The sequence below is a fragment of the Deinococcus aerius genome (assembly GCF_002897375.1).
GTDB classification, from domain to species: Bacteria; Deinococcota; Deinococci; order Deinococcales; family Deinococcaceae; genus Deinococcus; species Deinococcus aerius.
Window position 1 is genome coordinate 197249 of the sequence record NZ_BFAG01000004.1, and the last position, 24332, is coordinate 221580.

Here is a 24332-nt window from a genome sequence, read left to right on the forward strand (position 1 = left end):
CACCTCCGCGAGGGCCGGTCCCCTGTTCGCATTTACGCCTGGACCAGTCCGCTGCGCCGCAGCAGGGCCTCGGGGTCGGGGTCGCGGCCCATGAAGTCGCGGTAGAGCTGGGCGGCCTCGGCGCTGTTGCCGCGGCTGAGGATGGTGTCCACGTACGAGCGGCCCGTCTCCCGGTTGAAGATGCCCTCGCTCGCAAAGCGGCTGAAGGCGTCGGCGTCCAGAACTTCCGCCCACTTGTAGGAGTAGTACCCGGCGCCGTACCCCACCGGGCTGGAGAACAGGTGGCCGAACTGCGCGATGCGGGCGTAGTCCCCGGGCAGCGGGTAGGGGTAGAAGCGACTCATCACCTCGTGGGCCACGCGGATGGGGTCGGCGTCCGGCGCCTCCGGGTCGAACTCGACGTGCAGCACGAGGTCCACCGTGCCGAAGGAGAGCTGGCGCATGGTGGCGTTCGCCGCGCGGTAGTTGCGGGCGGCGATCAGGCGGGCGAAGAGCTCGTCGGGCAGCCGCTCCCCCGTCTGGTAGTGCCGGGCGAAGAGGTCGAGCGCCTCCCGCTCGGTCACCCAGTTCTCCATGATCTGCGAGGGCAGCTCCACGAAGTCCCAGGCGACGCGCGTGCCGCTGAGGGACCGGACAGGCACGCGGGAGAGCGCGTGGTGCAGCAGGTGGCCGAACTCGTGGAAGACGGTCTCGACCTCCCGCAGGGAGAGCAGCGCGGGCGTATCCCCGGAGGGGGGCGTCATGTTGCCGCACATCAGGCCGAGGTGGGGCTCGACGCCCTGCTCACGCGGGCCGCCCGTGACAAACGCATTCATCCACGCCCCCGCCCGCTTGGTGTCGCGCGGGAACCAGTCGGTGTAGAAGGAGGCGACGTGCGTGCCCCCCTCGTCGAGGATGTCGTAGTAGCGGACCTCGGGGTGCCAGCCGGGGGCCTGCGCTTCACGGACGGTGATCCCGAAGACGCGGTTCACGATCTCGAAGAGGCCCGCGAGGACCCGGTTCAGCTCGAAGTAGGGGCGCAGGGCCTCCTCGTCGAAGTCGTACTTCGCCTGGCGCTGCTTCTCGGCCCAGTAGCCCACGTCCCAGCCCTCCAGCGGGGGGGCGCCGGGTCCGGCCTGCTCACGGTAGAAGGCTTCCAGCTCGGCGTTCTCGCGCTCGAAGAAGGGGCGCACGCGGGCTTCGAGGTCGCGCTCGAAGGTCAGCGCCCGCTCGCCGCCGCCCGCCATGCGGTCCTCGAGGACATAGTCGGCGAAGTCGCGGAAGCCCAGGATGCGGGCCTGCTCGCGCCGCAGCCGCAGGATCTCCAGCACCAGGGGCCGGTTGTCGCGCCCCGGCTGCACCCCCACCGAGTTCTGCGCGATCCACAGCTCGCGGCGCAGCTCGCGGTCGTCGGCGTAGGTCAGGACGGGCTCGACGACGGGCTGGTGCAGGGTGAGGCGGTGGCCCCCCGCGTGCCCGTGCGCCTGCGCGTCGAGCCGGGTGGCCTCGCGCACCCGCTGCGGAACGCCCGCGAGCCGCTCAGTGGGCACGATGAGCTCAAAAGCGGCGGTCGCGTCGAGCACGTTCTTGGCGAAGTCGTTCGTGACCTGCGCGAGGCGGGTGTTGACCTCCAGCAGCCGGGCCTTCTGGTCCTCGGGCAGGTCGGCGCCCTCGCGGCGGAACTCGTCGAGGGTGAGCTTCAAGTGCCGGGCACGCACCGGGTCGAGCGCGCGGGCGGCCTCCGTCCCCGCAAAGCCCTTGAGCGCCGCCCACAGCCCCGGGTGGAGGCTGAGCTGGGTGTAGAACTCGGTCACCTTGGGCAGGATCGCGCGCTTGGCGGCCTGCCACTCCGGGCTGGTCACCACCCCGTCGAGGTGGCCCACGATCACGCGCACCGTGTCGAGCTGCTCGGTGAGCCGGTCGAGGTCCGCCATGAAATCCGCGTAGTCCCGCTCGCCCGCCCGCGCGAGGTGTTCCAGGCGCTCCCGCGTCTGCGCCAGCAGCGCGTCCACGGCGGGTTCGGCGTGTTCGGGCCGAATCTGGTCGAAGGGAATGCGGAAGCCGACGTTGAGCAGCGGATTCTCGCTCCGGCCGTGCTGGCCTTCGTGGGGAGCCGTGGGCGCCTGGGTCATGGGGGCGAGTATAGAGAGCGCCGCCATGAGACGGGGCCGGAATGGGGCTGGGGGCTCCTGGGCCAAACGGCGGATTGCGCGGCGGGGAGGGGCTGTGCTGTGCTGCCCCATGGACGAGCCGACCCTCCCCCCGACGCCCGGCCTCACGCTCCGGCCCGCCATGCCCGCCGACCTCCCCGCCGTCGCCGCGCTGCTGACCCGGGCGCACCCCGAGTCCCCGGTCACGCCCGAGGAGCTGGAGATGCTGGACGCCCGCCGCCTCCCCGGTGAGCCGCACGTCCGCACCCTCGCCGAGCAGGAGGGGTGTCCCGTCGGTCTGGCCGAAACCGGCGTTCCCCGGATGGACAGCCACGACGGCTGGCTGGACGTGACCGTGCGGACGCTGCCGGAACTCGCCGGGGGGCAGGTGGCAGAGGTCCTCTTCGCCCACGCGGAGGGGCACGCCCTCGCGCATGGCGCCCACACCCTGGTCACCCGTGTGCGCGAGGACTGGTGGGAAAAGCCCTTCTACGAGGCGCGCGGGTACGCCGAGCACGACCGGATGTGGATCAGCACCCTCGACCTGCGGACGCTGGACTTCGCGCGTTTCGCCGGGCTGGAGGAGCGGGTCAGGGAGGCGGGTGTGCGAATCGCCCCCTTGAGCGATCTCGTGAGGAACTTCGACGAGGCCGCGCAGCGCCGCCTCTACGCCCTGGTCGCCGCCCTGCTGCGGGACGTGCCGACGACCACGCCCATAGAAGTGTGGCCCTTTGAAACGTGGCAACTGCGGGTGGCGGGGCGCATCCACCCCGAGGGCCTGTTCCTCGCCGTGGCCCCGGACGGCGAGTGGGTGGGGTTAAGCGAGCTGTACCTCCCCATTCCCGCGCGCCCCGGCACCCTGCACAACGGGCTGACGGGCGTGCTCCCGGCCTGGCGCGGACGGGGAATCGCCCTCGCCCTCAAGGTGGCCGCCGCGCGGGCCGGGCTCGCCCGGGGGTTCACCCACTCCCGGACCAGCAACCACTCCATCAACCACCCCATGCTCGCCGTCAACGAACGGCTGGGGTTCGTGCGGGAGGCGGCGCTGGTGACGCTGAGGCGGACGGTGAGTCGTCAGTAGGGAGGGGGGAATAGAAAAGGCGCGCGCTTCAGCCTGTCCTTTCCCACTCCCCACTAACCACTCCCCACTGCCCTCTCCAGCAGCATCGCGTCGCCCAGCGAGTAGAAGCGGTAGCCCCCCGCGAGCGCGGCGTCGTACGCGGCCCGGATGCGCGCCTCGCCCGCGAAGGCGGCGACGAGGAGCATCAGCGTCGAGCCGGGCAGGTGCAGGTTGGTGATGAGCAGGTCGGGCACCCGCACGGGCGTCCCCGGCGTGATGAAGATGCGGGTGTCGCCCTCGCCGGGGCGCACCGTGCCGTCCTCGTTCGCGCTGCTCTCCAGGGCGCGGACGGTCGTGGTCCCGACCGCCACGACGCGGCGCCCCTCCGCCTTCGCCTGGTTGATCGCCCCTGCCGTGCCTTCGCTGATCGCGTACCGCTCGGCGTGCATCACGTGCTCGGCCACGCTGCCGGTGATGGGGCGGAAGGTGCCCGCGCCGACGTGCAACGTGATCGCGTGCCGCTCCACCCCCGCCTCGTCCAGCCGGGCGAGGAGTTCGGGGGTGAAGTGCAGCCCGGCGGTCGGCGCGGCCACACTCCCGGGTTCGCGGGCATACACCGTCTGATACCGCTCGCGCCACGTCTCGTCGCTGTCCCCGGCGTGGATGTACGGCGGGAGCGGGAGCCGCCCGATCTCGTCGAGGTGCGGCCTGATGTCATGGTCGAAGCGCAGCAGGCGGGCCCCGTCGGGCAAGGCGCCGACGACCTCCGCCCGGTGCTGTGTTCCCCCGGGCTGGCCCAACCACAACTCCTTCCCGGCGCGTTTGGCGGGCTTGAGGTAGGCAGACCAGACGTTTGCCTCCTCCTCCCGCAGCAGGAGGACTTCGACCTGGCCGCCGCCCTGGCCGTTCACCACGGGCTTGCGCGCCATCACCCGGGCGGGAATGACGCGGCTCTCGTTGAAGATGAGCACATCCCCGGGCCGCAGCAGGTCCGGCAACTCCCGGAAAATGCGGTGCTCAATCCGCTCGCCCACCACCATCAACCGGGAGGAGTCGCGCGGTTCGGCGCCCGTCTGCGCGATCCTCTCCGGGGGCAGGTCGAAGGCGAGGCGGGCGAGGACGGCGTCTGCGTCGGGTCTGACGGTCTCAGCCACGTCGCTCACCGCTTAGGGCTTCTCCCGCTCGACCTTCTGCCGGGCGGGCATCAGGGCGTCCTGAATATCCGGCAGGTGCGTGAAGCGGTCGGCGGCGTCCACGAGCCTCTGCGCGGTGTGCTCGCGGAAGGCGATGACCTCCACCCGCTTGCCGCGCTCCTGCAATACCTCGACGATGTCGGTGAAGTCGCCGTCGCCGCTCCCCAGCACCACGATGTCGAGGTGGTCCATCAGGCGCACCATGTCGGCCACGATGCCCATATCCCAGTTGCCCTCGTAGATGTGCTTGCCGCCCTCGGCGACGTGGCTCAGGACCAGATTCATCCGCCGCACCTTGTACCCCAGCGCCGAGAGCTTGTAGATGAAGGGCCGCGCCGTCGCCTCGTTCTCGCGCTCGACCGTGTAGGAGATCGCGTGGACGAGTTCGCGCCCCTCGGTGGCGACCTTCAGGATCGTCTCGAAATTGACGGTGCGCTCCAGCAGGTCGCGGGCCGAGTGGTAGAGGTTCTGGGTGTCGATGAAAACGCCCACGCGGGGGCGGGAAACCACGTACTGCATTGGGTGTTCTCCTGTTGGGTGGGGCTGGAAAAGAGGGGCCGTTGAAAAAGGGCCTCGCCGGGGGCGGGCGCAGGCAGCATAGAGCATTCGGCGAATTGAGGGCAGCCTCCGGTGACGCCTACCCTGCCCGTGTGTCCTGTGTCCTACGCGCTTACGGCTCCGAATTTGACGTTGACCGCTACTTGGCGCAGGTGGAGCTGACAGAGCTGCTCATCATCGTCCGGCGTAAAGGTCTGCGGCGGTATGAACGGCAGGAAAACCCTGACACGATTTCCGGGTTCAATCTCACCGTCAGCGAGGCCGAGTTCACGGACCTCGACGGGCAGCAGGCCGACGCCCTGGCCTTTCTGAAGAAATACGAGCGCGAGTTGGAACTGCTCGCCGCCTTTCCGGGTGTGCAGGATGTTGTTCTCGATTTCGGAATCGAGGATCGGGACGTGGCCGCACAGGCGGACTACTTCTCACCCGAACTGCTGGGAAGGATGGGACGGCTCAACATCGGTTTGGTCGTGTCCCGCTATCCACGGGATGAGCCACCGACCGAGACTGGAGACTTAATCCCCTCCGAAGACCGAGACAGGTCACCCTGAGCCGTAGACGAAGGGTCTCCACACGGCGCGGCGTGCGGATGCTTCACTCCGTTCGGCATGGCAACGGGGGCCTGACCCCTTCCCCACTAACCAACCCCCTCCCCCTCCTTCCCTGGCGCGGGTAGCCTGTGGGCATGACGAGTGAAGCCCCGGCCTCGGCCCTCCAGTCGGCCCGCCAAGCCTATGAAGCCTTCCGGGCGCGCGGCCTGAAGCTCAACATGCAGCGGGGGCAGCCCTCCGACGCGGACTTCGACCTCTCCAACGGGTTGATCGGCGTGCTGGGCGAGAACGACGTGAGGATGGACGGCCAGGACCTGCGGAACTACCCGGGCGGCGTAACGGGCCTGCCCTCGGCGCGGGCGATGTTCGCCCATTACCTCGACGTGAAGGCCGAGAACATGCTCGTGTGGAACAACTCCAGCCTGGAACTTCAGGGGCTGGTGCTGACCTTCGCCCTGCTCCACGGGGTTCGGGGCAGCAGCGGCCCCTGGATTACCCAGTCGCCCAAGATCATCGTGACGGTGCCCGGCTACGACCGCCACTTCCTGCTGCTGCAAACGCTGGGCTTCGAGCTGCTGACCGTGGACATGCAGCCCGACGGGCCGGACGTGGACGCCATCGAGCGCCTGGCGGGGACCGACCCCTCGGTAAAGGGGGTGTTGTTCGTGCCCACCTACTCCAACCCAGGCGGCGAGTCGATCAGCGCGGACAAGGCGCGGCGGCTGGCGGGGCTCCAGGCGGCAGCCCCCGACTTCACCATCTTTGCGGACGACGCCTACCGGGCGCACCACCTGTATGAGGAGGACCGCGACGAGCCGGTGAACTTCGTGGTGCTGTCGCGGGACGCGGGCTCCCCCGACCGGGCCTTCGTGTTCGCCTCGACCTCCAAGATCACCTTCGCGGGGGCGGGGCTGGGCTTCGTGGCGAGCAGCGAGGACAACATCAAGTGGCTCTCGAAGTACCTCAACGCCCAGAGCATCGGGCCGAACAAGCTGGAGCAGGCGCGGCACGTCCGCTTTCTGGAGAACTACCCGGGCGGCCTGGAGGGGCTGATGAGCGCGCACGCGGCCCTGATCGCCCCCAAGTTCCGCGCGGTGGACGAGGTGCTGCGCGCCGAGCTGGGGGGCAACGGCGAGTACGCGACGTGGACCTCGCCGAGGGGCGGGTACTTCATCAGCCTGGACACGGCCGAGCCGGTGGCGGCGCGGGTGGTGGAACTCGCCGAGGAGGCCGGGGTGAGCCTCACGCCCGCCGGGGCGACCTACCCGGCGGGGCAGGACCGGGCGGGGCGCAACATCCGCCTGGCGCCAACGCGCCCGCCGCTGGAGGAGGTGCGCCTCGCCATGCAGGTCGTCGCGGCGTGCGTCCGGCTGGCGACCGAGGAGTACCGGCAGGGACGGGGGCGCTGAGGCCGGGCCATCCCCGCGTGGCCTCCCCGCGGCTGGCCCTGTCCCCCGCGCCCGGACGCGTGCCAGCTTGACCTCCCGTCCCCGCTGCGCCGAGGATAGCCCCATGCCCACCCGCTACGCAGGCTCGCCGGAGGAACGCGCGGCGCTCGACGCCTACATCAAGCTGTGGCGGGCGGCCCATGCGGTCGAGGTGGCGGCCAACCGGCACCTGGCGGACCACGGGCTCACGGTCAGCCAGTTCGGCGTGATCGAGGCGCTCTACCACCTGGGGCCGCTCAGCCAGCGCCAGCTCGCCGACAAGATTCTGCGCTCCAGCGGCAACCTCACGATGGTGATCGACAACCTGGAGCGGGACGGCCTGGTGCGCCGCGAGCGCAACCCGCAGGACCGCCGGGTGATGAACGTCTTTCTCACCCCGGAGGGGGAGGCCCTCGTCACGCGCGTGCTCCCCGACCACGTGCGCGGTATCCGGGACGTGTTCGGCGGGCTGACGCCGCAGGAGCTGGGCCAGCTCGCCGCCCTGACGCGCAAGCTGGGGCGCGGTCTGGGCGGGGTGGACGAGGAGATGACGGCATCAGGGGGCAGGCGGGGCGGCGCCTGAGCACCCGCTGGCGCAGTCCGGCAGGATGCCCCCACCCCGCGTGAAGCCGGGCTTTTTGCGGGAAGGACCCGGATCAGCCGGGCCGCCGCGAACGCCCCCGAATCCAGGTGGCCCGGGTCACAGCGAATCGTTCAACGTTAAGCTATCATAGCCGCATGACTCCCTTCTCCCCCATTCCCGGCACCACGCCCGTCCAGGGGCTGCATCACGTCACCGTCATGGCGAGTGACCCGCAGCGCAACATCGACTTCTACTCGCAGGTGCTGGGGCAGCGGCTCGTCAAGGTGACCGTCAACTTCGACGACCCCGGCACGTACCACTTCTACTACGGCGACCTCACCGGGCAGCCGGGCACGATCATGACCCACTTTCCCTGGCCGGGCGCGAAGCGGGGCGTGCGCGGCAATGGCGAGGTCGTGGCGACGGCCTACAGCGTCCCCCGCGCGAGCGAGGGCTACTGGCGGGCGCGGCTGACGGAGCAGGGCCTCACCCCCCGGGCGGGCGAGCGGTTCGGCGAGCGGGTGCTGACGGTGGAGGACCCGGACGGGACCTGGGTGGAACTCGTCTTCGATGACGGCCAGCCCGTGCAGCCCTGGCCCGCCAGCCCCGTGCCCGCCGAACACGAGCTGCGCGGCTTCCACTCGGTCACCGCCTGGGTGCGCCAGACGGGGCCGGTGCGCGACCTGCTGGTGGGGCGGCTGGGCTTCACCGAGGTCGGCAGTGAGCCGGACGCCGAGGGCACGCGCACCCGCTTCCGGGGCAGCGGCGAGGGCGTGGGCCTGTTCGTCGACGTGGTCGAGCGGCCGGGCCAGCCGCGCGGATCGTTCGGGGCGGGGAGCATCCACCACGTCGCCCTGCGGACCCGCGACGACGCCGAGCAGGAGGCGTACCTGACCGGGCTGGCCGAGGCGGGCTACCAGCCCACGCCCGTGCAGGATCGGCAATACTTCCACTCCATCTACTTCCGCGAGCCGAACGGCGTCCTGTTCGAGATCGCCACCGACGCCCCCGGCTTCCCGGACGACGAGCCGGTGGAGGAACTCGGCCAGCACCTCAAACTTCCCGCGTGGTACGAGCCCCAGCGCGCGGCCATTGAGGCGCACGTGCCGAGGATCGTGAACCGCGAGTACGGGGTGAGCATCGGCAGTCGGGAGCTGGACGGGGGCCGGAACCCGCAGGCCGCCCCCGAAGTCCCCGGCCTCCAGGTCCACACCGCTGGCCGTCCCCTCGGCGAGGCGCGGGTGGCGATGGTCCTGCTTCACGGGCGGGGCGGCACGGCGCGGGACATCCTCTCGCTGGCGGACGAGTTGAACCTCAGCGCCTTCGCGTACCTGGCCCCGCAGGCGGAGGGGAACTCGTGGTATCCCCTCTCCTTTCTGGCGCCCGTCGAGCGCAACCAGCCGCACCTGGACCGGGCCCTCGCCACGGTGGACGCCGTGCTGAACGAGCTGGAGGCCCGGGGCATCCCGGCGCGGAACGTGGTGCTGGGCGGCTTCTCGCAGGGGGCGTGCCTCGCGCTGGAGTACGCCAGCCGCACGGGGAGGAGGCTGGGCGGCGTGGCGGCGCTGAGCGGCGGGCTCATCACCCTCGACCGGGCGGGCGACCTGGGCGGCCTCCCCGTCTTCATGGGTGTGGCCCCCGACGACGCGCACATCCCCCTGACTCGCTTTCGGGAGAGCGCCGCACATCTGCGCTCGCGGGGTGCCCAGGTGGACGACCGGGTGTACCCGGGCCTGGGCCACACCATCAACGGGGACGAGCTGGACGCGGTGCGCCGGATGATGCAGGCGGTGGCGGGGCAGCTCTGAGGGGAGGGCCTACTTCAACAACGCCGCCACCGGCACGACCTCCGCGTTCGGCCCCTCGAAGCCCGGGGTGTAGGCGCGGACGATGAACACGGCGCGGTTGCCCCGCACGTACACGCGCTCCAGGGCGTAACGGGCGGCGCACTCCCGCCCGGCGGGCAGAACACGGTCGCTCTGGACGGTCTGCCCGTTGACCGTCAGGGTGAACCCGGCGGGTCCTTCCCCACGCGGGAGCAATTCGGAAAAGCGGCAGCCCGAGGGCAGGCGCCGCACACTCAGGCGCACCGGGACGGGCCGCGTCCACAGGCGCACGGGCGCGACGAGGGTGCTGCCCGCGGGCGTGCCCTCGGTCCAGACGGGCGCATGGGTAGGGACCGGCTGGGCGAAGACGGGCCGCGCCGCGCGCCCGGAGGCCAGGCCCAGCGGGGCGAGGCGGGAGCGCTCACGGGCCAGCAGGGCGCTCACCACGGCGGGGACGGGCCGCGTCCCGGACTGGGCGGAGGCCCGGAGCAGCGTGCGGCCCGTCCGGGTGTCGAGGGCCTGCGCGGCGGCGTAGCTGAAGCCGCTGCCGTCCAGCACGCCCGCCGTCAGCACCAGCGCCCGGGTGCCGTCCGCCGAAAAGGTCACCTGCCGCACGTCCAGGCGGTTTCCGGCCAGGGCCGCCGAGGCGAGGGCCAGCAGGGTCAGCGCGGTCGTCCGCAGGGCACGCATAGGGGAACCTCCCCACCCAGCTTAGCCGTTCGGGAGGTTCGGGACGCTGGCCTCCCCTCTCAACGCTGGCTCAGAAGCGGACGCTCGCCAGCACGCGGCTGAACAGGGCGTTGCTGGTCTTGTAGCGTTCGGGCGTGTCGGTGATCTGGAAGGAGTAGAGGTTCTTTGCCCCGTTGCCGAACCAGACCCGCAGGCGCAGGTTGCCCTTGGGGTGAGACAGCCCGTACTCGCGCTCGACGCCGCGGACGCCGCCGTAGCTGACGTTGCGGCCCCGGTAGAGCTTGAGCTTGGCCCCGGATTGCTGAACACCCGCCTCGAAGTTGCGGAACTCCTGCTTGAGTTCCGTGTTCTTGCCGTTCTTGGGCGCGTACAGCAGCCGGATCATGCTGGCGGGCGGCGTCTTGCTGGAAACCACGGTTACCCCGGCCAAGCCATCCCCCAGGTCCATAATCAGCCAGTCCTTGGGAAGGCTGACCGTGAAGGGCAGCTTGAGGTTCTTGAAGGGCACGAGGGTCTGTGCCCCCGCGCCGCCCAGCAGCAGGGCAGCGGCGAGCGCAACGGGCAGGGAGAGCTTCATGGGGGCACCGTACCGCACGTGCATGAGGGGCGTCAGCGGGCGACCACCGCGAAATACACCCGCCCAGCGCCCGCGGCCTCAAGCGCGTCCCGGCAGGCCGCGAGCGTGCTTCCCGTCGTCAGCACGTCGTCGAGGAGCAGGACCGGGCCGGGCGGGAGAAGCCGGGCGTCGGCCCCAAACGCCCCCGCCAGGTTCGCGGTCCGCTCGTGCGCGTGCAGCCGGGCCTGCTGGGCGGTGGCGCGGGTGCGGCGCAGGGCCGGGACGCTCGGCACCCCCAGGGCGGCGGTGACCGCCCCGGCCAGGAGCGCGGACTGGTTGAAGCCCCGCTCGCGCTCGCGCCCGGGGTGGAGCGGCACGGCCACGACCGAGGCGACGTTCCAGGCGGCGGGCACCCCGTCCGCCAGCGCCTCCCCCAGCGCCCCCGCCAGGTCGCGCGCGCCGCCGAACTTCAGCGCGCGGACGGCCCGACGGGTCACGCCGCGGTACGCGCCCAGGGTGACGAGGTGCCCCTCCGGGCGGGGCCACAGGGGCGAGTGGGCCTCGACCCGGGGGCGCAGGGCCGCGCGGCACTCCGGGCACAGGCCCGCCGAGCGCCCCAGTTGCCCGTCGCAGCCGGGGCAGCGGCGGGGGAGGAGTGCCCGCAACACCCCCTGAAGGGCGCCCGGGTCAGGCATGTCCGGCCCCGGCGAGTTCGTCCACGAAGAGGGGCGGGGTGGTGGCCTCCACCCGCTGCCACACCCGGCCCAGGGCGTCGGGGTCGAGCAGGGGCGCGGCGAGCGAGAGGCAGGTGAGGTGGTGGGCGCACACCAGGCGCACGCCCAGGTCGCCCAGGCGCTCGCGCTCGGTGGGGGTCAGGAGGGCCGCGAAGGCGTCCGGGTCCCCCAGCGCCGGGTGCCCGCCCTGGCGGATCGCGGCGCGCAGGAAGGCGGCGACCTCGGCGGGGTTGAGCCAGAAGCCGAACATCAGCTCGTCGGAGAGCCCCTCCAGCCGCCCCATGCCCCCGCGGTCCAGCCCCTCGCGGACCAGGCGGCGCGCCAGGGCCTGACGCTCCAGCCGCAGCGCCGCATACCCCGGCAGGCTGAGCTGCTCGCCGCGCGGCGTCACCCGGCCGCCCACTGCCGCGCGCAGGCGGTAAGCCAGCACGTAACCCTGGAATTCCAGCAGCATCTCCCTGAGGCCGTCATGGGTCACCGGGCCATTGTAGGGAGGCCCCCTCCGGCGCAACCGTGAGGCCGTGGGGGAACGGCGGCGGGGCCCTCCTCGTACCCTTTCCCGGGGGACCCCCGAAAAGCCAGCGGGACAAAGGCCACCCGGCGGAACCTTACGCTGACGGGGCAAGGACAGTCTGGAGACCCCGGAACGGCTGGTGGGCCGCGCCGCTGGGGTCTGGATCAAGGGAGTGAACAGGAAATGCAGCTTCTCAGGCGTGGGCACAAGTTCGAGTACCGGGACCACCGGGGCGTGGATCAGCAGGGCGTGGTCGACGTGTGGGTCAGCCAGGCCGGGGACCGGGCCGTCCTCGTGCTGCGCGGCCTGCCCGACCCCGAGGCGCAGGCCCAGGCCGACAAGGCGCTGCTGACCCTCACGCACACCTGCCTGCCCTACCTGCTGCGCCCCGACGCGCGGCTGGGGGTCCTCGTGCTGCGCCCGGGCGGGGACGAGGAGGCCAAGGCCCGGGCCCTCGTCCTGCCGCTGAGCGCCTGAGCCCCGGCTACTCCAGCACGTAGCGCACGCCCTCCTCGAAGGTCACCCGGCCCACCTCCGCGCGCCCCAGGACCACGTTGCGCTTCCAGGGCATCCAGTCCGTCTGCCCGGTCGATGAACGCAGGAAGCCGTGGAGGCCGACCTCCACCGTTCGCACGTCGCCCGCGAGCCAGGCGGCGAGAATGGCGCGCAGCGCCTCCGGGTCGCGCAAGGGGCCGGTCAGGCGGGCGGAGGGCACCGGGCCGCCGGGGTCGTCGTGGCGGGCGTACAGGTCCACCGTGAAGCCCTCGGCGGGGCGCAGCACGGCCAGCGCCGCCTCGCGCGGCAGGGCCTGGGCAAAGGTCACGTGCAGGTCGAGGTCGAAGCCGCGCACGCCCTTGTCGGTGCGGGCCGAGGTGGGACGGGTTTCCATGGGGGAAGGGTAGCAGCGGGGACAGGTCAGGCGGCAAACTTGACTTTTCCACTCGGATTAAACCAGGATTGGGCCGTGAAGCTCTCCCTCCTCCTGCTGACCGCCGCCCTGACGGGCATGGCCGGGGCCGCCCCGCTGGACGGCGTGAAGACCTATCTGGGCGGCAAACTCGCGGTTCAGGCCGCCGGAACCGCGCAACTGACCCGGGCGGCGGACCGGTATTACGCCCTGGCGAAAGCCGCGGGCTTCGACTACCGCAAGCTGGCGAAGAATGCCCAGACCCGCGCCGTGCTGCAAGAGGCCCGCGCCGGGTGGTCCAAGGCCAGCCCCGCCTACGAGGAGATCGAGGGCATCGTGGCGGGGGTGGACGCCCTGAGCCGCTTCGACCTGATCCTCGACGCGGGCACGAGTGCCGCCGAGGGCGGGGAGGCCGTGGTGCCCTTCGACCTGAAGTTGCCGAATGGCCGGGTGCTGCCCAAGCCCGGCAACCTCTTCGGGGTGAACGAGGCGGCGCTGTGGGGCACGGTGAAGGCCTTCGGGAGCGGGGTGCCCTTCGACGTAAACGGCAACGGGAGGATCGACTTCGGGGACGGGCTGCCCGACGCCAACGTGCTGAAGGCCGCCGCCGCCGAACTCAACCGCCAGACGCTCGCGCTGCGCCGGGCCGCGGGGGCCTGGACGCCCACCCGGGCGGACGTATTCGGCGCGCTGGCGGGGAACGTGCCCACGGTGGGGCCGGTGTTCTTCGAGAACTGGAAGACCAGCCGCTTCGTGCTGGGGGGCCGGAGCCGCCGCACCGACTTCGTGGTGATCTCGCGCCTCTCGGACCTGGGCGGCAACGTGCGCTCCTGGCAGGCGATGTACGCGGGCCTGAGCCCCGACGTGCGGGCGAGGAGCGCCCCGCTGGACGCCCAGATCCGGGCGGGCCTGGGGGACCTGGCCGCCTTTGTGGGCCGCCTGGAGGCGCAGGAACGCCGGCGCAGGTTCACCCCCGAGCAGGCCGAGACCCTCCAGGCCGAGGCGCAGAACCGCGCGACGGCGATCACCGGGCGCCTCACCCAGGCGGCGGCGCTGCTGGGCGTGCGGGTCGGGGAATGAGGATGAGGCGCGTCCTGGCGCTGCTGCTGGCCCTGGCCGGCCCGGCCCTCGCCGCCGACCTCGCCACCCCGGCCGAGACGCTGCGCGCCCGGCTCGCCGACGCGCAGCTCGAGGTGACCTTTGACCCCGCCCGCTCCGCCGCGCTGGTGCGGGAGGCGGGGCGGGCCGCCGGGGCCCTCCTCCCGTCCCTGCGCGAGGTGCAGCCGCGGGCGGCGGGCGCGGTGCAGGAGGCCCTGGGGGACGCCCTCCGGGCGGCGAGGGCCGGGGACGAGGCGGCCCTCGCCGCGGCCCGTGCCCGGGCCTGGACGGCGGTGCTGAAGGGCACCTACGCCGGGCTGGAACGCAGTCTTCAGGCCGGGGACGCCGCGGCGGCGCGGGGCTGGCTCGCCGCCCGCGAGTTCCGCACCGCGAGTTCGTTCACCCGCCTGAGCGCGGACGCGACCGGGGCCGTCGAGGCGCTGGCGGCGGGCCAGTTGACGCCCCGGGCCGCCCTGGAGGCGGTGCGCGCCGACGTGCTGGACGGCTACCAGGCCCGGCTGAGCGGGGCGCTGCGCGACCTGGGGACGGCCCGGGCGCGGGGCTGGCGCACCCGGAGCGCCGAGCAGGCCGCCCTCGCCCGCGGCTATTTCGCCCTGCTGGCCCCCGCCTACCGGGAGCAGCGCGGGGGGGCGCGGCTGGCCCGCATCGAGGCTGACCTCGCCGCGCTCCCCGCCTCACTCGCCCGGGTGCAGGCTGACCTGGAGGGCTTCCGCGCCGCGCCCCTCTCCGCCGCCGAGGTGCGGGCGCGGGCTGGGCAGGTCACCCGTTTCCTGGCCCTCGTGCCGGTGGAGTACGGGCGGGGCGTGAAGCTCAGCGGCGGCGAGCCCGTCGTGACGAGCGACCTGGAGGTCAGCGAGGCCAGGACCTTCCTGAGCGGCGCGGGCGCGGCCCTCGCCGACCTCGCGCCGCTGCTGCCGGGGAGCGTGGACGCCGCGGGGCTGCGGGCGGGCCTCGCCGGGCTGGAGGCGGGCCTGAACCGGGCGGCGGCGCACCGGGACGCCCCCGCACCCGGCCAGATCGAGGCGGACGTGAACGCGCTGCTGGCAAAGGTCAGGGCCGCGTTCCCCGCCCCCTGGCTGGCCCACGACGCGAATGCCGACCTGAGCGTGATCCGCCAGCAGCTCGACGCGGTGGTCACGGCGGCCGAGGCGGGCGACTGGCGGACGGCGGAGACCGCGCGCCTGGACGCCTACGCGACCCTGGAGAGCGGCGCGGAGGCGCGCATCGCGGTGTTCGCCCCCGACCTCAAGCTGCGGCTGGAGAACCTCTTCTGGAACGGGCAGGGGCCGGACGGCCTGGCCCGGCTGATCCACGCCCGGGCGGACGCGGCCCGCTTCCGCGAGGCGCGCTCGGCGCTCGACGTGGCGCTCAAGGAGACGGCCGACAGGCTGGGCACCGAGGTCGCGCCCGCCGCCGCGGCGACGAACGCGGGCGTCATCGTGTTCCGCGAGGGCCTGGAGGCCGTGCTGATCCTCGCCGCGCTGATGGGCAGCCTGCGCCGGGCCGAGGTGCGTCACCTGCGCCGCCCGATGTGGCTGGGCGCCCTCGGGGCGCTGCTGGCGACGGCGGGGACGTGGTTCGTGCTGAGCGGCGCCCTGGGCCTCTTTGCCCGCTACGGCGAGAAGCTGGAGGCAGTCGTCAGCGTGGTCGCCATCGGGGTGCTGCTGCTCATCATGAACTGGTTCTTCCACCAGGTGTACTGGACGGACCGCATGGCCGCCTTCCAGAAGCACAAGCACGGCCTGACCCGCGGCGGGGGTGCGGCACTCGCCCAGTGGATCGGCCTCGTCGTGCTGGGCTTTACCTCGATCTACCGCGAGGGCTTCGAGACGGTGCTGTTCCTGCAATCGCTGGTCTTGCAGTCGGGGGCGGGTCCCGTCCTGACCGGCACCGGCCTGGGCACCCTGAGCGTGCTGGGCGTGGGCCTGCTGGTGTTCGCCCTGCAAGCCCGCTTGCCCATGAAAAAGCTCCTCGTCTGGACCGGCATGATGATCTGCGCCGTGCTGGCCGTGATGGTGGGCAACACCGTCCACGTGCTGCAACTCGTGGGCTGGTTCCCGGTCCACCCCCTGGGCCTGGAGTTCCCCTCGTGGGTCAGCCTGTGGCTGGGCATCTACCCCACCTGGGAGGGGCTGGCCGCGCAGGTCGTGTCCGCCCTGGCCGTGGTGGGCAGCTACTTCGCCGCCGAGGGCCTGAAAAACCGCAGGCTGGAGGCCCGGCGCCGAGGGGGCCGCCACCCGGGGGGCGGGGCCGCACCGACGACGCCTTCCTGAAGGTCCATCTGTTTGGAGGAGCCGGGCCGGGGAGTCCGGCTCTTGTCTTATGCACTCTTCCCTACCGCCCCAGCCCCTCGCTGAAGGCGATCCCGTCCGCCCACTCCGGGTGGTCGATGAGGGGGTTGCGGTTCCCCTGCCGCCCGAAGATGGCCGCGTTGCGGTGCCGCTCCCACTCGGCGGGCGGCTCGGCTGTGTGCCACGCGAGCAGGGTCGCCAGGTGGCGCTCCCCGTACTGGCGCACCACGCCGGGATACCGCAGCAGGAAGTACAAGGTGGCGCGGGCGGCGGCCCCCTTGCCGTGTGCGGGCTCGAACTCGCCGGGGTCGCGCCGCCCGCAGTCGCTCCTGACCGCCTCGCCGTAGTCGGGGAAGTCGAAGTAGGGGGTGTTGCCCCGGAAGGAGTTGCAGCCCGGCTCGCAGGCGAAGAGGTGGTGCAGGTCGCCGCGCATGGGCTCGCGCTTGCCGAACCACGACTGGGGAACGACGTGCTCGCAGTTGTACGGCAGCGCCTCCTCCAGCGCGTCCACGCTCAGCCCCTCGCGGGCGGCGAGGGTCGTGCGGCGTTCCTGCGCGGCGCGGTCGGCGGCGATCAGCTCCCCCGGCGTGTGCTCGCGCGCCGAGTAGAGGCTGCGGAGTTTTCCGTCCGGCCAGAGGTCCACCCAGGGGTAGAGTTCGTCGGCGGGGTCGTAGGTGGGGGTGCGGGTATGCGTCCGGGTGACGAGGTCCGAGAGGGCCAGGAAGCGGGCCTGGGGCGTGCCCCCCTCCGGCACCCCCGCGTAGTAGGCCGCCACGTGTCCGGCGTCCTCGGGGTCCAGGTAGGGGCGGGCGGGTGGTGGGCTGGGCTGTCCTCCCTCCTCCCCCCCCACGCGCAGGCGCAGGGTGACGGGCAGGGTCGCCACGCCGTCCGGCCCCACGGTGATGGCGCCCAGGTCGAGGACGCGCCCCACCTCCGCCCCGCCCCGCACCTCGGAAGGACCGGGCAGCGGCGGGCGCTGGGCGGCGAGGACCTCCGCGACAATCGCGTTTCCGGCGGCGTCCGGGCGGGCGCGCAGGTCCTCCACGATGCGGCTGACACGCACGCCCTCGTTGGCGATCCAGTCGATCAACGTGTCCGAGTCGCCGGGTTGCAGGGGCTGGCCGTCGCGGCGCAGGGGACGGCCCTGGGCGTCGGTGCGGGGCACGCCGCTGTGGTGCAGGGCCACGACCTCCCAGGAGTCGCTGAAGACGGGGCTGCCGCTCGACCCCGGCGCCGTGTCCGTCTCGTAGTGCAGGAAGTCGGGCAGGAGGTCCACCAGCCGGTTCTCGCGCAGCGCGATCTGCTTGGGCTCGCCCGAGGGGTGCTGGACGATGCTCAGCGCCTCGCCGACGAGCACCTTCCCCGTCGTCCCGAAGAGGGGCAGCCAGCCGAAGGCGGAGGTGTCCCCCTTCACCGCGACGAGCGAGTAATCCAGCGTCTCCGAGGTCAGGAAGAGGGTGTCCGGGTCGAGGTCCAGGGTCACCCGGTCCCGCAGGGTGCCGTCCGGCTTCAACTCGTAGTTGAACTCGATGACCGAGGTGCGGGCCGCCGCCGCGTCCTCCAGCACGTGGTGGTTGGTGAGGATCGCGTGGGGGCCACACAGCCAGCCCGTCCCAAAGCCCACCGTGCGGCCCTGGGCATCTTTGAGCACGACCCGCCCCACCGAACGCGCCGCCGCCCGCGCGAGGTCGAGGTACGCCACCCCCACCAGATCGTTCGCGCCGATGATGCGTTCCAGCGGCAGCCGGGCATCGTCGGGCAACCGGGCGGCGACCGTCAGCGCGTCCTCGTGGCCCTCGGCGACGGCGCGGGCGTCGGGCAGGGGCACCCCCAGGCGGGTCAGGCGGGCCTCGACCCGGAACCGCGAGTCGGCGGCGAGGGGGCCGCCCACGGTCAGGTGCTGCATCGTCACGGCCCGCTCGGGGTCACGGCGGGTGAAGCGGGCCTGCGTCTGCTCCAGCACCTCAGGCGGAATGTCCATAGGTCAGGCTAGCGGGTGGGCGGTGAGGAGGGTGGGGCGGACCTCCGGGCGCAGCTTCAGGCACCCCCACCCAGGAGGGGGACGCCGTTGTACCGCCAGGGCGTAGGGGGCTCAGTCTCTCCGCCCTGCACGACGAGTTGCCACTTGTTCTCGCCCAGGTATTTCTGGGTCAGGGTGACGGTGTTCCACCCCCGGCGCAGGAACACGTTGATGGACGATCCCTGTGCCCAGTCGGCGGACGAGGCGTTCCACGGCCAGAACTTTCCCGTGCAGGACTTCTGGCCGCTGACGCGCACATCCCGGTCCGCGTAGACGAGGACGACCTTGGTGTCGCCCTGCTCGCGCAGCAGCAAGGGGGCCGGAACGGCCGGAGACGTTTGGGGACCCAACGATTGGGCCGCGCCGGTCAGCAGCAGGAAGCTGTCCAGCCGGTACATCCGGGCCTGTGCATCCGAGAGGGTAACGGTCTGGAGCGCGCACGCCCGTTCCTCCCCGCCGGCCGGAGTGGGCAGCAGCCACGGCAACGGCTCCGCAAGGGAGGAGGGGCTGGCCTGGATCGAGACGCCGAAGGTCCCGTCCGCCCGCACGGTCCCCACAGGGGTCTGCTCGAACCGAATCTGGGCCGTCTGGCCTGCTGTCCAGTTCTGGGCCATGCCCGACAGCACCAGGGTTTCCCCCAGGGCGCTCTCGCGCAGGGGCGGCAGCGCCCCGGGCGGAACCACGACGTGCCCGCAGGCGGCGAGGGCCAGGGGGAGCAGCAGCGCGAGACGTTTCACCCCTCCAGAGTACGGGACCAGATGCAGCGCTGAGGACGAAATTGTGGACGCGCCAAAAGTCGGGGACCGGGAGGAGTCAGCCCGGTCCCCATGGAGATGCTGACCCTTCAGGCCGTCACGTCCACCTCGCGCACCGGCACGCCCAGCACCTCGCGCCCGCCCAGGTAGGGGCGGAGGGCCTGCGGCACGCGGATGGTCCCGTCCGCCCGCTGGTGGTTCTCGAGCAGGGGCACCAGGATGCGCGGCGCGGCGATGCCGGTGTTGTTGAGCGTGTGGGCGTACACCAGCTTGCCGTGCTCGTCGCGGTAGCGCAGGCCGGTGCGGCGGGCCTGCCAGTCGCCCAGGTACGAGCAGGAGTGGGTCTCGCGGTAGAGCCCCTCGCTGGGCACCCAGGTCTCGATGTCATACATCAGCACCTTGCCCGCGCCCATGTCGCCCGTGCAGTTCTGCACGACGCGGTAGGGGAGTTCCAGCGCCCGCAGGATCGCCTCGGCATTCTCCAGAATGGCCTCAAACCAGCGCAGCGCCTCGGCCTCGTCTGCCCGGGTCATCACGTACTGCTCGACCTTGCGGAACTCGTGGACGCGGATCAGGCCGCGCACGTCCCGGCCCGCCGACCCGGCCTCCGAGCGGAAGGCGGCGCTGATCGCGGCGTAGGCCATGGGGAGCTGATCGGACGAGAGCTGCTCGCCCGCGTACAGGCTGTTGACCGGCACCTCGGCGGTTCCGGCCAGCATCAGCTCGTCGCCCTCGATCTTGTAGACCTGATCCTCGCCGCCGGGGAAGTGGCCCGAGCCCACAAAGGTTTCGGGGCGAACGAGGGCGGTGGTGCTGAGCGGGGTCAGGCCGCGCCCACGCAGGAAGTCGAGCGCGAACATGAGGACGGCCATCTCCAGCATGACCGCGTCGCCCTTGAGGAGGTACGAGCGGCTGCCGGAGACGCGCGCCACCCGCTCGGGGTCGGCCCAGCCCTGCCGTTCGAGGAGTTCGACGTGGTCGAGGGGCTGGAAGGGGAATTCGGGGAGCTGGCCCTCGCGGCGCAACTCGACGTTTTCGGAGTCGTCCTTCCCGACGGGCACGCTGGGGTGGGGGATGTTGGGCACCCGCAGGAGGAGCTGTTTGAGCGCGTCCTCGTGGGCGCGGAGTTCCGGCTCGCGGGCCTTGATCTCCTCGGCGAGTTCCTTGCCCTTCTGGATCAGGCGGGGGCGCTCGTCGGGGCTGGCTTTCGGGACGAGTTTCGCGTTCGCGTTGCGCTCGGTCTGCATGGCCTCGACCTGCTGCTTCAGGGCGACCAACTCCCGGTCGATCCGCAGCAACTCGTCCAGGTCGAGGTTCACGCCCTTGACCTCGATGGCGCGCTTCACGGCCTCGGGGTTCTCGCGGATGAACTTGAGGTCCAGCATCACAGCCTCCAGAGCCGGTCAGCGACCGGCAAGAAAGGCGAGGGGCCGCCCCCGAGCCTGAGGCCAGCCATTACTCGGCCTCCACCGTGCGGGGCACGCGCACGAAGCCGCCTTCGGTCTCGGGGGCCAGGGCCTCCACCACGTCGCGGCTGAACACGGCGCCGGGTTCGTCCTCGCGCAGCACGTTCACGAGGTCCACCGGGCGCTGCATCTCCTCCACCCCGCTCGTGTCCACGGCGCTGAGCTGCTGAAAGTAGCCGAGGATGGCGTTGAGGTCCGCGCGCATCGTCTCCCGCTCCCCGGGGGTCAGCTCCAGCCGCGCGAGGCGAGCGAGATGCTCGACCTCCGCCGCGTCAATCATGACGGCATCAATCATGAAAGGGAGTATACGGGCACTCATGCACGGTCAGGAGCGGCACGCGAGGCTGGGGTATGACCGCAAAAGTCCTGCTCTGCCTGTCCCTGGCCCTGGGTGCGTACGCCTCGGCCCAGGGCGTGAACTCGATTCCCGCCACGCCGCTCAGTGCCCCCGCCCCAGCCACAACGAACGCGGCCGATCCCGTCTACCCCTCGGGCTTCCGCCTCTCGCAGCTTCAGGCCGCCTCCGCCGCGCTCGAAGGGCTGCCCGGCCTGACGGCGAAGGAGATCGACCCCGCCCAGGGCCGCCTGCGGGTGACGGTCGGCACCGCCGTGGAGCGGGTCGCCGTGCTGCAACGCCTGCGGGAGGCGGGGCTGAGCAGCAGCCTCGTGACCTTCACGGCGAGCGGGGCGGCCCCCACTCTCCCGGGGGCGACCGGGACCGTGACGACCACTCCGGGGACGGGCACCCCGGCGGCGCCCACCACTCCCCCCTCTGCCGGAGGCCGCGTGACGGTCACTGAACTCGCCAGCGGCACCAATGCCAACGTTGCCACCACCGCCGTGCAGGTGGCGACCAGCCAGGCGGCTCTGAACGCCCTGTATACCCTCGCCTACGGACGCCAGACCGGAACGCCCGCCGTGCCCAGCCTGCGCCCGGGCGAAACGGTCGTCGGCATCTTCCTGGGCCAGCGGCCCACCGGGGGCTACGGCGTTCGGGTGACCGGGGCCAGCGTGCAGGGCGACACCCTGACCCTGACGGTGGAGGTGCGCGCCCCCGGTCCCGGGGCCATCACCACCCAGGCGCTCACGAGCCCGTGGACGCTGGTGCGTGTTCCGGGGACCTTCCGCAGCGTGCAGGTGGTGGACTCCTCAGGCCGGCCCTTCCAGACCGGCGCAGGTGGTGGGCAGACCCGCTGAGGTTCACCGAAGCCGTTAGAACTTCCCAAACCCCTTTCCCGCGAAGGGGTTTTTGCGTGGCACGGGGGCGACAGGGCCGGAGGACCGCCGCCCCTACCCCGCCCGGCTCGACGGCACGGCCCGCGGAGGGGCGCAACTGAGGCGGGAGATCAGCTTCGCCGGGAAAACACGGCTGGAGACGGCTTCACCGCTGATGAGCGAAATCATCCCCCGCGCCGCGCTCACCGCCATCTCCCCCACCGGCTGCTCCAGCACCGTGATGGGCGGCGTGACAAGCGAGGTCCAGGGGTAGTTGTCGAAGGTGACGAGGCTGAGGTCGTCGGGGATGCGCCAGCCCCGCTCGCGGATGGCGCGGAAGGCCCCGATACCCCCGGTGCCGGTCAAGGCGATGATCGCGGTGGGGGGTGTGCTCAGGGCCATGAGCTCGTGGGTCAGGCGGTAGGCCGTCTCCTCGGTGAGCAGGGTGACGCGCTGGTACTCGGCGGGAACGGTCAGCCCCAGCCCGGCCATGATCTGGGGAAAGGCCTTGCTGCGCGTCTCGGGGTGAATCTGCGGGTGGTAGGTGCCCAGCGCCGCGATGCGCTCGTGCCCCAGGCCGTGCAGGTGCCGGACCGCCTCCTCCATCGCCCGCTCGTTGTCGAGCATGAGGCCGGGATACGGGCTGCCGGGCGGGACATAGTCGAACTCCAGCAGGTGAACGCCCCGGCCCGCGAGGCGGCGCAGGTAGTCGCGGCTCTCGTCGCCGTACCCGGGGCGCAGGATGATGCCTGCGACGCGCTGGCCGTAGAGGCGCTGGAGTTCCGTGACTTCGCGGGCGGCGCTGTACTCGTTCTCGCTGATGATCAGCGTGTAGCCCGCCGCCGCCAGGGTGCGGCCCGCCACCCGCGCGAATTCGGCGAAAAACGGCTCGACGACGCTCGCCACGATCAGGCCGACCGTCCGGCTCTGGCCCCCGCGCAGGCTGCCCGCGCGCTGGTCGGGCTCGTACTCCAGGGTCTGGACGGCGGCCCGCACGCGGGCGAGGGTCTCGGGCGAGAGCTTGTCGGGTTCCCGCAGCGCCCGCTTGGCGGTGGTGGGGGACACGCCCGCGAGCCGCGCGACGTCCTGGATGGTAGCCACGGGAAACATTGTAGTCGCCTCGCCTCCTGTGCCCCCATGCTAAGGCGCGGCTGGCCTCGTGACCATTCGGGTTGATGAACCGAGTTCAGCTAGCTCTTCTCCCCCGTAGACAGGGCGGTGCGGCTGTGTTTAACTGATGGACACGAGACCATTTAGAGCGCGGGGTGGAGCGGCCACCCTGCCCGTCCCCGCCCACGTGCCGGGGGCGCCGCACCGCGCCGTCTCCCGCCCCGGTGGAGGTTCCCGCATGCCACGTTCCCGTTTCCCGCTCGTCCTTCTGACCTTGGCCCTCGGCGGCGCCGCTCAGGCCGCGACCACCATCACCATCGCCACGGTGAACAACCCGGACATGGTGACGATGCAAAAGCTCACGCCGGAGTTCAACAAGAAGTACCCCGACATCAACGTGAAGTGGGTCGTGCTGCCCGAAAACGAGCTGCGCCAGAAGATCACGCTGGACGTGGCGAGCGGCGCGGGCTCTTTTGACATCGCCACCGTGGGCGTGTACGAGGTGCCGATCTGGGCCAAGAACGGCTGGCTGGACCCACTCACCCCCCTCTTCCAGAAGAACCCCAGCATCGCCGCCTCGTACAAGCTGAATGACATCCTGCCCAGCGTCCGTGGCGCGCTGACGGTGAACGGGCAACTGTACGCCGTGCCCTTCTATGCCGAGTCGAGCATGACCTTTTACAACAAGGACCTGTTCAAGAAGGCGGGGCTCACCATGCCGCAAAACCCCACCTGGCAGCAGATTCAGACCTTTGCCAGCAAGATTCACAACCCCTCGCAGGGGGTGTACGGGATCTGCCTGCGCGGCCTGCCCGGGTGGGGCGAGAACATGGCCTTTATCACCACGATGGTGAACACCTTCGGCGGGCGCTGGTACGACCAGAACTGGCGGGCGCAGCTCAACACCCCGGCGTGGAAGAACGCCCTGACCTTCTACGTGAACACGCTGAAGAAGTACGGCCCCCCCGGCGCGACGAGCAACGGCTTCACCGAGAACCTGACCCTGATGAGCCAGGGCAAGTGCGGCATGTGGGTGGACGCGACGGTGGCCGCCGGGTTCCTGAGTGACCCCTCCTCCTCCAAGATCGTGAACTCGGTGGGGTTTGCCAACGCGCCGGTCGGCCCCGGCACCCCGCGCGGCAGCAACTGGTTCTGGTCGTGGAACCTGGCGATTCCCAAGAGCACCAAGAAGGAGGACGCCGCCTTCAAGTTCCTGACCTGGGCGACCAGCCCCGAGTACATCAACCTCGTTGCGAAGACCAAGGGCACCTGGGCCGCCGTGCCCCCCGGCACCCGCACGAGCACCTACACCAACCCCAACTACAAGAAGGCCGCCGGGGCGTTCAGCAATATCGTGCTGAGCTCCATCAACCGGGCGGACGTGACCAGGCCCACCAAGGACCCGGTGCCCTACACCGGCATCCAGTACGTGTCCATCCCGCAGTTCCAGGCGCTGGGCACCCGGGTCGGGCAGATCATGGCGGGGGCGCTCAGCGGGCAGACCTCCATCGACCAGGCGCTCAAGCAGGGCCAGGACGAGGCCAACCGGGTCGCCAGGGAAGCGGGTTACCAGAAGTAACGCGGCCCCTGACGTGACGCTGGGGTGGGGGGGACTGGGGGCGTTCGCA

The 24332-nt window shown here is 71.7% G+C and carries 23 protein-coding genes; 10 read left to right on the forward strand and 13 right to left on the reverse strand.

Translation table 11 applies throughout. The features are described from left to right. Nucleotides 1-32 precede the first annotated feature (32 nt). The gene (locus tag DAERI_RS07825; RefSeq protein ID WP_103128865.1) at nucleotides 33-2111 is read right to left on the reverse strand and encodes a M3 family metallopeptidase; all 2079 of its coding nucleotides are present in this window, start codon (nucleotides 2109-2111) and stop codon (nucleotides 33-35) included. A 109-nt stretch (nucleotides 2112-2220) separates the two neighbouring features. On the opposite strand from DAERI_RS07825, the gene DAERI_RS07830 reads away from it, so the two are divergent. After that, nucleotides 2221-3210 carry a GNAT family N-acetyltransferase gene (locus DAERI_RS07830; RefSeq protein WP_103128866.1) on the forward strand — a complete coding sequence of 330 codons (990 nt, stop codon included), beginning with the start codon at nucleotides 2221-2223 and terminating at the stop codon, nucleotides 3208-3210. Nucleotides 3211-3263: 53 nt separating this feature from the next. Here DAERI_RS07830 and queA read toward each other — a convergent pair whose 3' ends face one another. Both queA and DAERI_RS07840 read right to left on the reverse strand, forming a co-directional pair. Next, the gene (gene queA, locus DAERI_RS07835) at nucleotides 3264-4343 is read right to left on the reverse strand and encodes a tRNA preQ1(34) S-adenosylmethionine ribosyltransferase-isomerase QueA (protein WP_103128932.1); all 1080 of its coding nucleotides are present in this window, start codon (nucleotides 4341-4343) and stop codon (nucleotides 3264-3266) included. 12 nt (nucleotides 4344-4355) lie between these two features. Beyond that, nucleotides 4356-4901 (reverse strand): LabA-like NYN domain-containing protein, encoded by a 546-nt coding sequence (locus tag DAERI_RS07840; RefSeq protein ID WP_103128867.1) that lies wholly within the window; start codon nucleotides 4899-4901, stop codon nucleotides 4356-4358. A 131-nt stretch (nucleotides 4902-5032) separates the two neighbouring features. Between DAERI_RS07840 and DAERI_RS07845 the strand changes: the two genes are divergently transcribed. The 4 genes from DAERI_RS07845 (at nucleotide 5033) to DAERI_RS07860 (ending at nucleotide 9309) form a co-directional block, all read left to right on the forward strand. Continuing rightward, the gene (locus DAERI_RS07845; protein WP_103128868.1) at nucleotides 5033-5491 is read left to right on the forward strand and encodes a hypothetical protein; all 459 of its coding nucleotides are present in this window, start codon (nucleotides 5033-5035) and stop codon (nucleotides 5489-5491) included. 134 nt (nucleotides 5492-5625) lie between these two features. Then, the gene (locus DAERI_RS07850) at nucleotides 5626-6900 is read left to right on the forward strand and encodes an aspartate aminotransferase type Ic (RefSeq protein ID WP_103128869.1); all 1275 of its coding nucleotides are present in this window, start codon (nucleotides 5626-5628) and stop codon (nucleotides 6898-6900) included. 103 nt (nucleotides 6901-7003) lie between these two features. After that, nucleotides 7004-7501, forward strand: a complete 498-nt coding sequence (locus DAERI_RS07855) for a MarR family winged helix-turn-helix transcriptional regulator (protein WP_103128870.1) — start codon at nucleotides 7004-7006, stop codon at nucleotides 7499-7501. A 155-nt stretch (nucleotides 7502-7656) separates the two neighbouring features. Further along, complete coding sequence (locus DAERI_RS07860; protein ID WP_103128871.1) at nucleotides 7657-9309, forward strand: VOC family protein; 1653 nt, start codon at nucleotides 7657-7659, stop codon at nucleotides 9307-9309. A 9-nt stretch (nucleotides 9310-9318) separates the two neighbouring features. Here the strand turns inward: DAERI_RS07860 and DAERI_RS07865 are convergent, their stop codons facing one another. The 4 genes from DAERI_RS07865 to DAERI_RS07880 form a co-directional block, all read right to left on the reverse strand. Next, the gene (locus DAERI_RS07865; protein ID WP_103128872.1) at nucleotides 9319-10017 is read right to left on the reverse strand and encodes a DUF2259 domain-containing protein; all 699 of its coding nucleotides are present in this window, start codon (nucleotides 10015-10017) and stop codon (nucleotides 9319-9321) included. 70 nt (nucleotides 10018-10087) lie between these two features. After that, nucleotides 10088-10594 carry a hypothetical protein gene (locus DAERI_RS07870; protein WP_103128933.1) on the reverse strand — a complete coding sequence of 169 codons (507 nt, stop codon included), beginning with the start codon at nucleotides 10592-10594 and terminating at the stop codon, nucleotides 10088-10090. Between the two features lie 32 nt (nucleotides 10595-10626). After that, nucleotides 10627-11268 carry a ComF family protein gene (locus DAERI_RS07875; protein WP_103128873.1) on the reverse strand — a complete coding sequence of 214 codons (642 nt, stop codon included), beginning with the start codon at nucleotides 11266-11268 and terminating at the stop codon, nucleotides 10627-10629. Further along, entirely contained in the window at nucleotides 11261-11785 is a 525-nt protein-coding gene (locus DAERI_RS07880) for a hypothetical protein (protein ID WP_235610298.1), read from the reverse strand. The genes DAERI_RS07875 and DAERI_RS07880 overlap by 8 nt, the downstream gene beginning before the upstream one ends. A 219-nt stretch (nucleotides 11786-12004) precedes the next feature. Between DAERI_RS07880 and DAERI_RS07885 the strand changes: the two genes are divergently transcribed. After that, nucleotides 12005-12298, forward strand: coding sequence for a hypothetical protein (locus DAERI_RS07885; protein ID WP_103128874.1), 294 nt, complete (start codon nucleotides 12005-12007; stop codon nucleotides 12296-12298). Nucleotides 12299-12305: 7 nt separating this feature from the next. On the opposite strand, the gene DAERI_RS07890 is transcribed toward DAERI_RS07885, so the two are convergent. Beyond that, nucleotides 12306-12710 (reverse strand): hypothetical protein, encoded by a 405-nt coding sequence (locus DAERI_RS07890; RefSeq protein WP_103128875.1) that lies wholly within the window; start codon nucleotides 12708-12710, stop codon nucleotides 12306-12308. A 75-nt stretch (nucleotides 12711-12785) separates the two neighbouring features. Here DAERI_RS07890 and DAERI_RS07895 point away from each other — a divergent pair, with 75 nt between their 5' ends. Both DAERI_RS07895 and DAERI_RS07900 read left to right on the forward strand, forming a co-directional pair. Beyond that, complete coding sequence (locus tag DAERI_RS07895) at nucleotides 12786-13808, forward strand: imelysin family protein (RefSeq protein WP_235610299.1); 1023 nt, start codon at nucleotides 12786-12788, stop codon at nucleotides 13806-13808. A 2-nt stretch (nucleotides 13809-13810) separates the two neighbouring features. After that, nucleotides 13811-16120, forward strand: a complete 2310-nt coding sequence (locus tag DAERI_RS07900) for a 4-helix bundle domain-containing protein (protein WP_235610300.1) — start codon at nucleotides 13811-13813, stop codon at nucleotides 16118-16120. Between the two features lie 61 nt (nucleotides 16121-16181). Here DAERI_RS07900 and DAERI_RS23070 read toward each other — a convergent pair whose 3' ends face one another. From DAERI_RS23070 to gatC, 4 genes are all read right to left on the reverse strand, one after another. Then, nucleotides 16182-18119: an endonuclease gene (locus tag DAERI_RS23070; RefSeq protein ID WP_103128877.1), complete on the reverse strand. Its 1938-nt coding sequence runs from the start codon at nucleotides 18117-18119 to the stop codon at nucleotides 16182-16184. A gap of 56 nt (nucleotides 18120-18175) precedes the next feature. Further along, nucleotides 18176-18895, reverse strand: a complete 720-nt coding sequence (locus tag DAERI_RS07910) for a hypothetical protein (RefSeq protein ID WP_103128878.1) — start codon at nucleotides 18893-18895, stop codon at nucleotides 18176-18178. A 107-nt stretch (nucleotides 18896-19002) separates the two neighbouring features. Further along, nucleotides 19003-20298: a serine--tRNA ligase gene (gene serS / locus DAERI_RS07915; protein ID WP_103128879.1), complete on the reverse strand. Its 1296-nt coding sequence runs from the start codon at nucleotides 20296-20298 to the stop codon at nucleotides 19003-19005. Between the two features lie 70 nt (nucleotides 20299-20368). Continuing rightward, on the reverse strand, nucleotides 20369-20659 hold the full coding sequence (gatC, locus tag DAERI_RS07920) for an Asp-tRNA(Asn)/Glu-tRNA(Gln) amidotransferase subunit GatC (RefSeq protein WP_103128936.1): 291 nt from the start codon (nucleotides 20657-20659) through the stop codon (nucleotides 20369-20371). 71 nt (nucleotides 20660-20730) lie between these two features. On the opposite strand from gatC, the gene DAERI_RS07925 reads away from it, so the two are divergent. Beyond that, nucleotides 20731-21576, forward strand: a complete 846-nt coding sequence (locus DAERI_RS07925) for a protease complex subunit PrcB family protein (protein WP_103128880.1) — start codon at nucleotides 20731-20733, stop codon at nucleotides 21574-21576. A 93-nt stretch (nucleotides 21577-21669) separates the two neighbouring features. Here the strand turns inward: DAERI_RS07925 and DAERI_RS07930 are convergent, their stop codons facing one another. Beyond that, a complete protein-coding gene (locus DAERI_RS07930; RefSeq protein ID WP_103128881.1) occupies nucleotides 21670-22704 on the reverse strand; it encodes a LacI family DNA-binding transcriptional regulator in 1035 nt (344 codons plus the stop codon). Nucleotides 22705-22942: 238 nt separating this feature from the next. On the opposite strand from DAERI_RS07930, the gene DAERI_RS07935 reads away from it, so the two are divergent. Continuing rightward, nucleotides 22943-24283 carry an ABC transporter substrate-binding protein gene (locus DAERI_RS07935; protein WP_103128882.1) on the forward strand — a complete coding sequence of 447 codons (1341 nt, stop codon included), beginning with the start codon at nucleotides 22943-22945 and terminating at the stop codon, nucleotides 24281-24283. Nucleotides 24284-24332: the final 49 nt, after the last annotated feature.

What these genes read in the sequence shown, in the direction of transcription:
- DAERI_RS07825 (WP_103128865.1), bottom strand. Translation starts at nt 2,111, where the DNA reads ATGACCCAGGCGCCCACGGCTCCCCACGAAGGCCAGCACGGCCGGAGC.
- DAERI_RS07865 (WP_103128872.1), bottom strand. Translation starts at nt 10,017, where the DNA reads ATGCGTGCCCTGCGGACGACCGCGCTGACCCTGCTGGCCCTCGCCTCG.
- DAERI_RS07875 (WP_103128873.1), bottom strand. Translation starts at nt 11,268, where the DNA reads ATGCCTGACCCGGGCGCCCTTCAGGGGGTGTTGCGGGCACTCCTCCCC.
- DAERI_RS07850 (WP_103128869.1), top strand. Translation starts at nt 5,626, where the DNA reads ATGACGAGTGAAGCCCCGGCCTCGGCCCTCCAGTCGGCCCGCCAAGCC.
- DAERI_RS07870 (WP_103128933.1), bottom strand. Translation starts at nt 10,594, where the DNA reads ATGAAGCTCTCCCTGCCCGTTGCGCTCGCCGCTGCCCTGCTGCTGGGC.
- DAERI_RS07860 (WP_103128871.1), top strand. Translation starts at nt 7,657, where the DNA reads ATGACTCCCTTCTCCCCCATTCCCGGCACCACGCCCGTCCAGGGGCTG.
- DAERI_RS07830 (WP_103128866.1), top strand. Translation starts at nt 2,221, where the DNA reads ATGGACGAGCCGACCCTCCCCCCGACGCCCGGCCTCACGCTCCGGCCC.
- DAERI_RS07885 (WP_103128874.1), top strand. Translation starts at nt 12,005, where the DNA reads ATGCAGCTTCTCAGGCGTGGGCACAAGTTCGAGTACCGGGACCACCGG.
- DAERI_RS07890 (WP_103128875.1), bottom strand. Translation starts at nt 12,710, where the DNA reads ATGGAAACCCGTCCCACCTCGGCCCGCACCGACAAGGGCGTGCGCGGC.
- DAERI_RS07840 (WP_103128867.1), bottom strand. Translation starts at nt 4,901, where the DNA reads ATGCAGTACGTGGTTTCCCGCCCCCGCGTGGGCGTTTTCATCGACACC.
- DAERI_RS07925 (WP_103128880.1), top strand. Translation starts at nt 20,731, where the DNA reads ATGACCGCAAAAGTCCTGCTCTGCCTGTCCCTGGCCCTGGGTGCGTAC.
- DAERI_RS07930 (WP_103128881.1), bottom strand. Translation starts at nt 22,704, where the DNA reads ATGTTTCCCGTGGCTACCATCCAGGACGTCGCGCGGCTCGCGGGCGTG.
- DAERI_RS07900 (WP_235610300.1), top strand. Translation starts at nt 13,811, where the DNA reads ATGAGGCGCGTCCTGGCGCTGCTGCTGGCCCTGGCCGGCCCGGCCCTC.
- gatC (WP_103128936.1), bottom strand. Translation starts at nt 20,659, where the DNA reads ATGATTGACGCGGCGGAGGTCGAGCATCTCGCTCGCCTCGCGCGGCTG.
- DAERI_RS07935 (WP_103128882.1), top strand. Translation starts at nt 22,943, where the DNA reads ATGCCACGTTCCCGTTTCCCGCTCGTCCTTCTGACCTTGGCCCTCGGC.
- DAERI_RS23070 (WP_103128877.1), bottom strand. Translation starts at nt 18,119, where the DNA reads ATGGACATTCCGCCTGAGGTGCTGGAGCAGACGCAGGCCCGCTTCACC.
- serS (WP_103128879.1), bottom strand. Translation starts at nt 20,298, where the DNA reads ATGCTGGACCTCAAGTTCATCCGCGAGAACCCCGAGGCCGTGAAGCGC.
- DAERI_RS07855 (WP_103128870.1), top strand. Translation starts at nt 7,004, where the DNA reads ATGCCCACCCGCTACGCAGGCTCGCCGGAGGAACGCGCGGCGCTCGAC.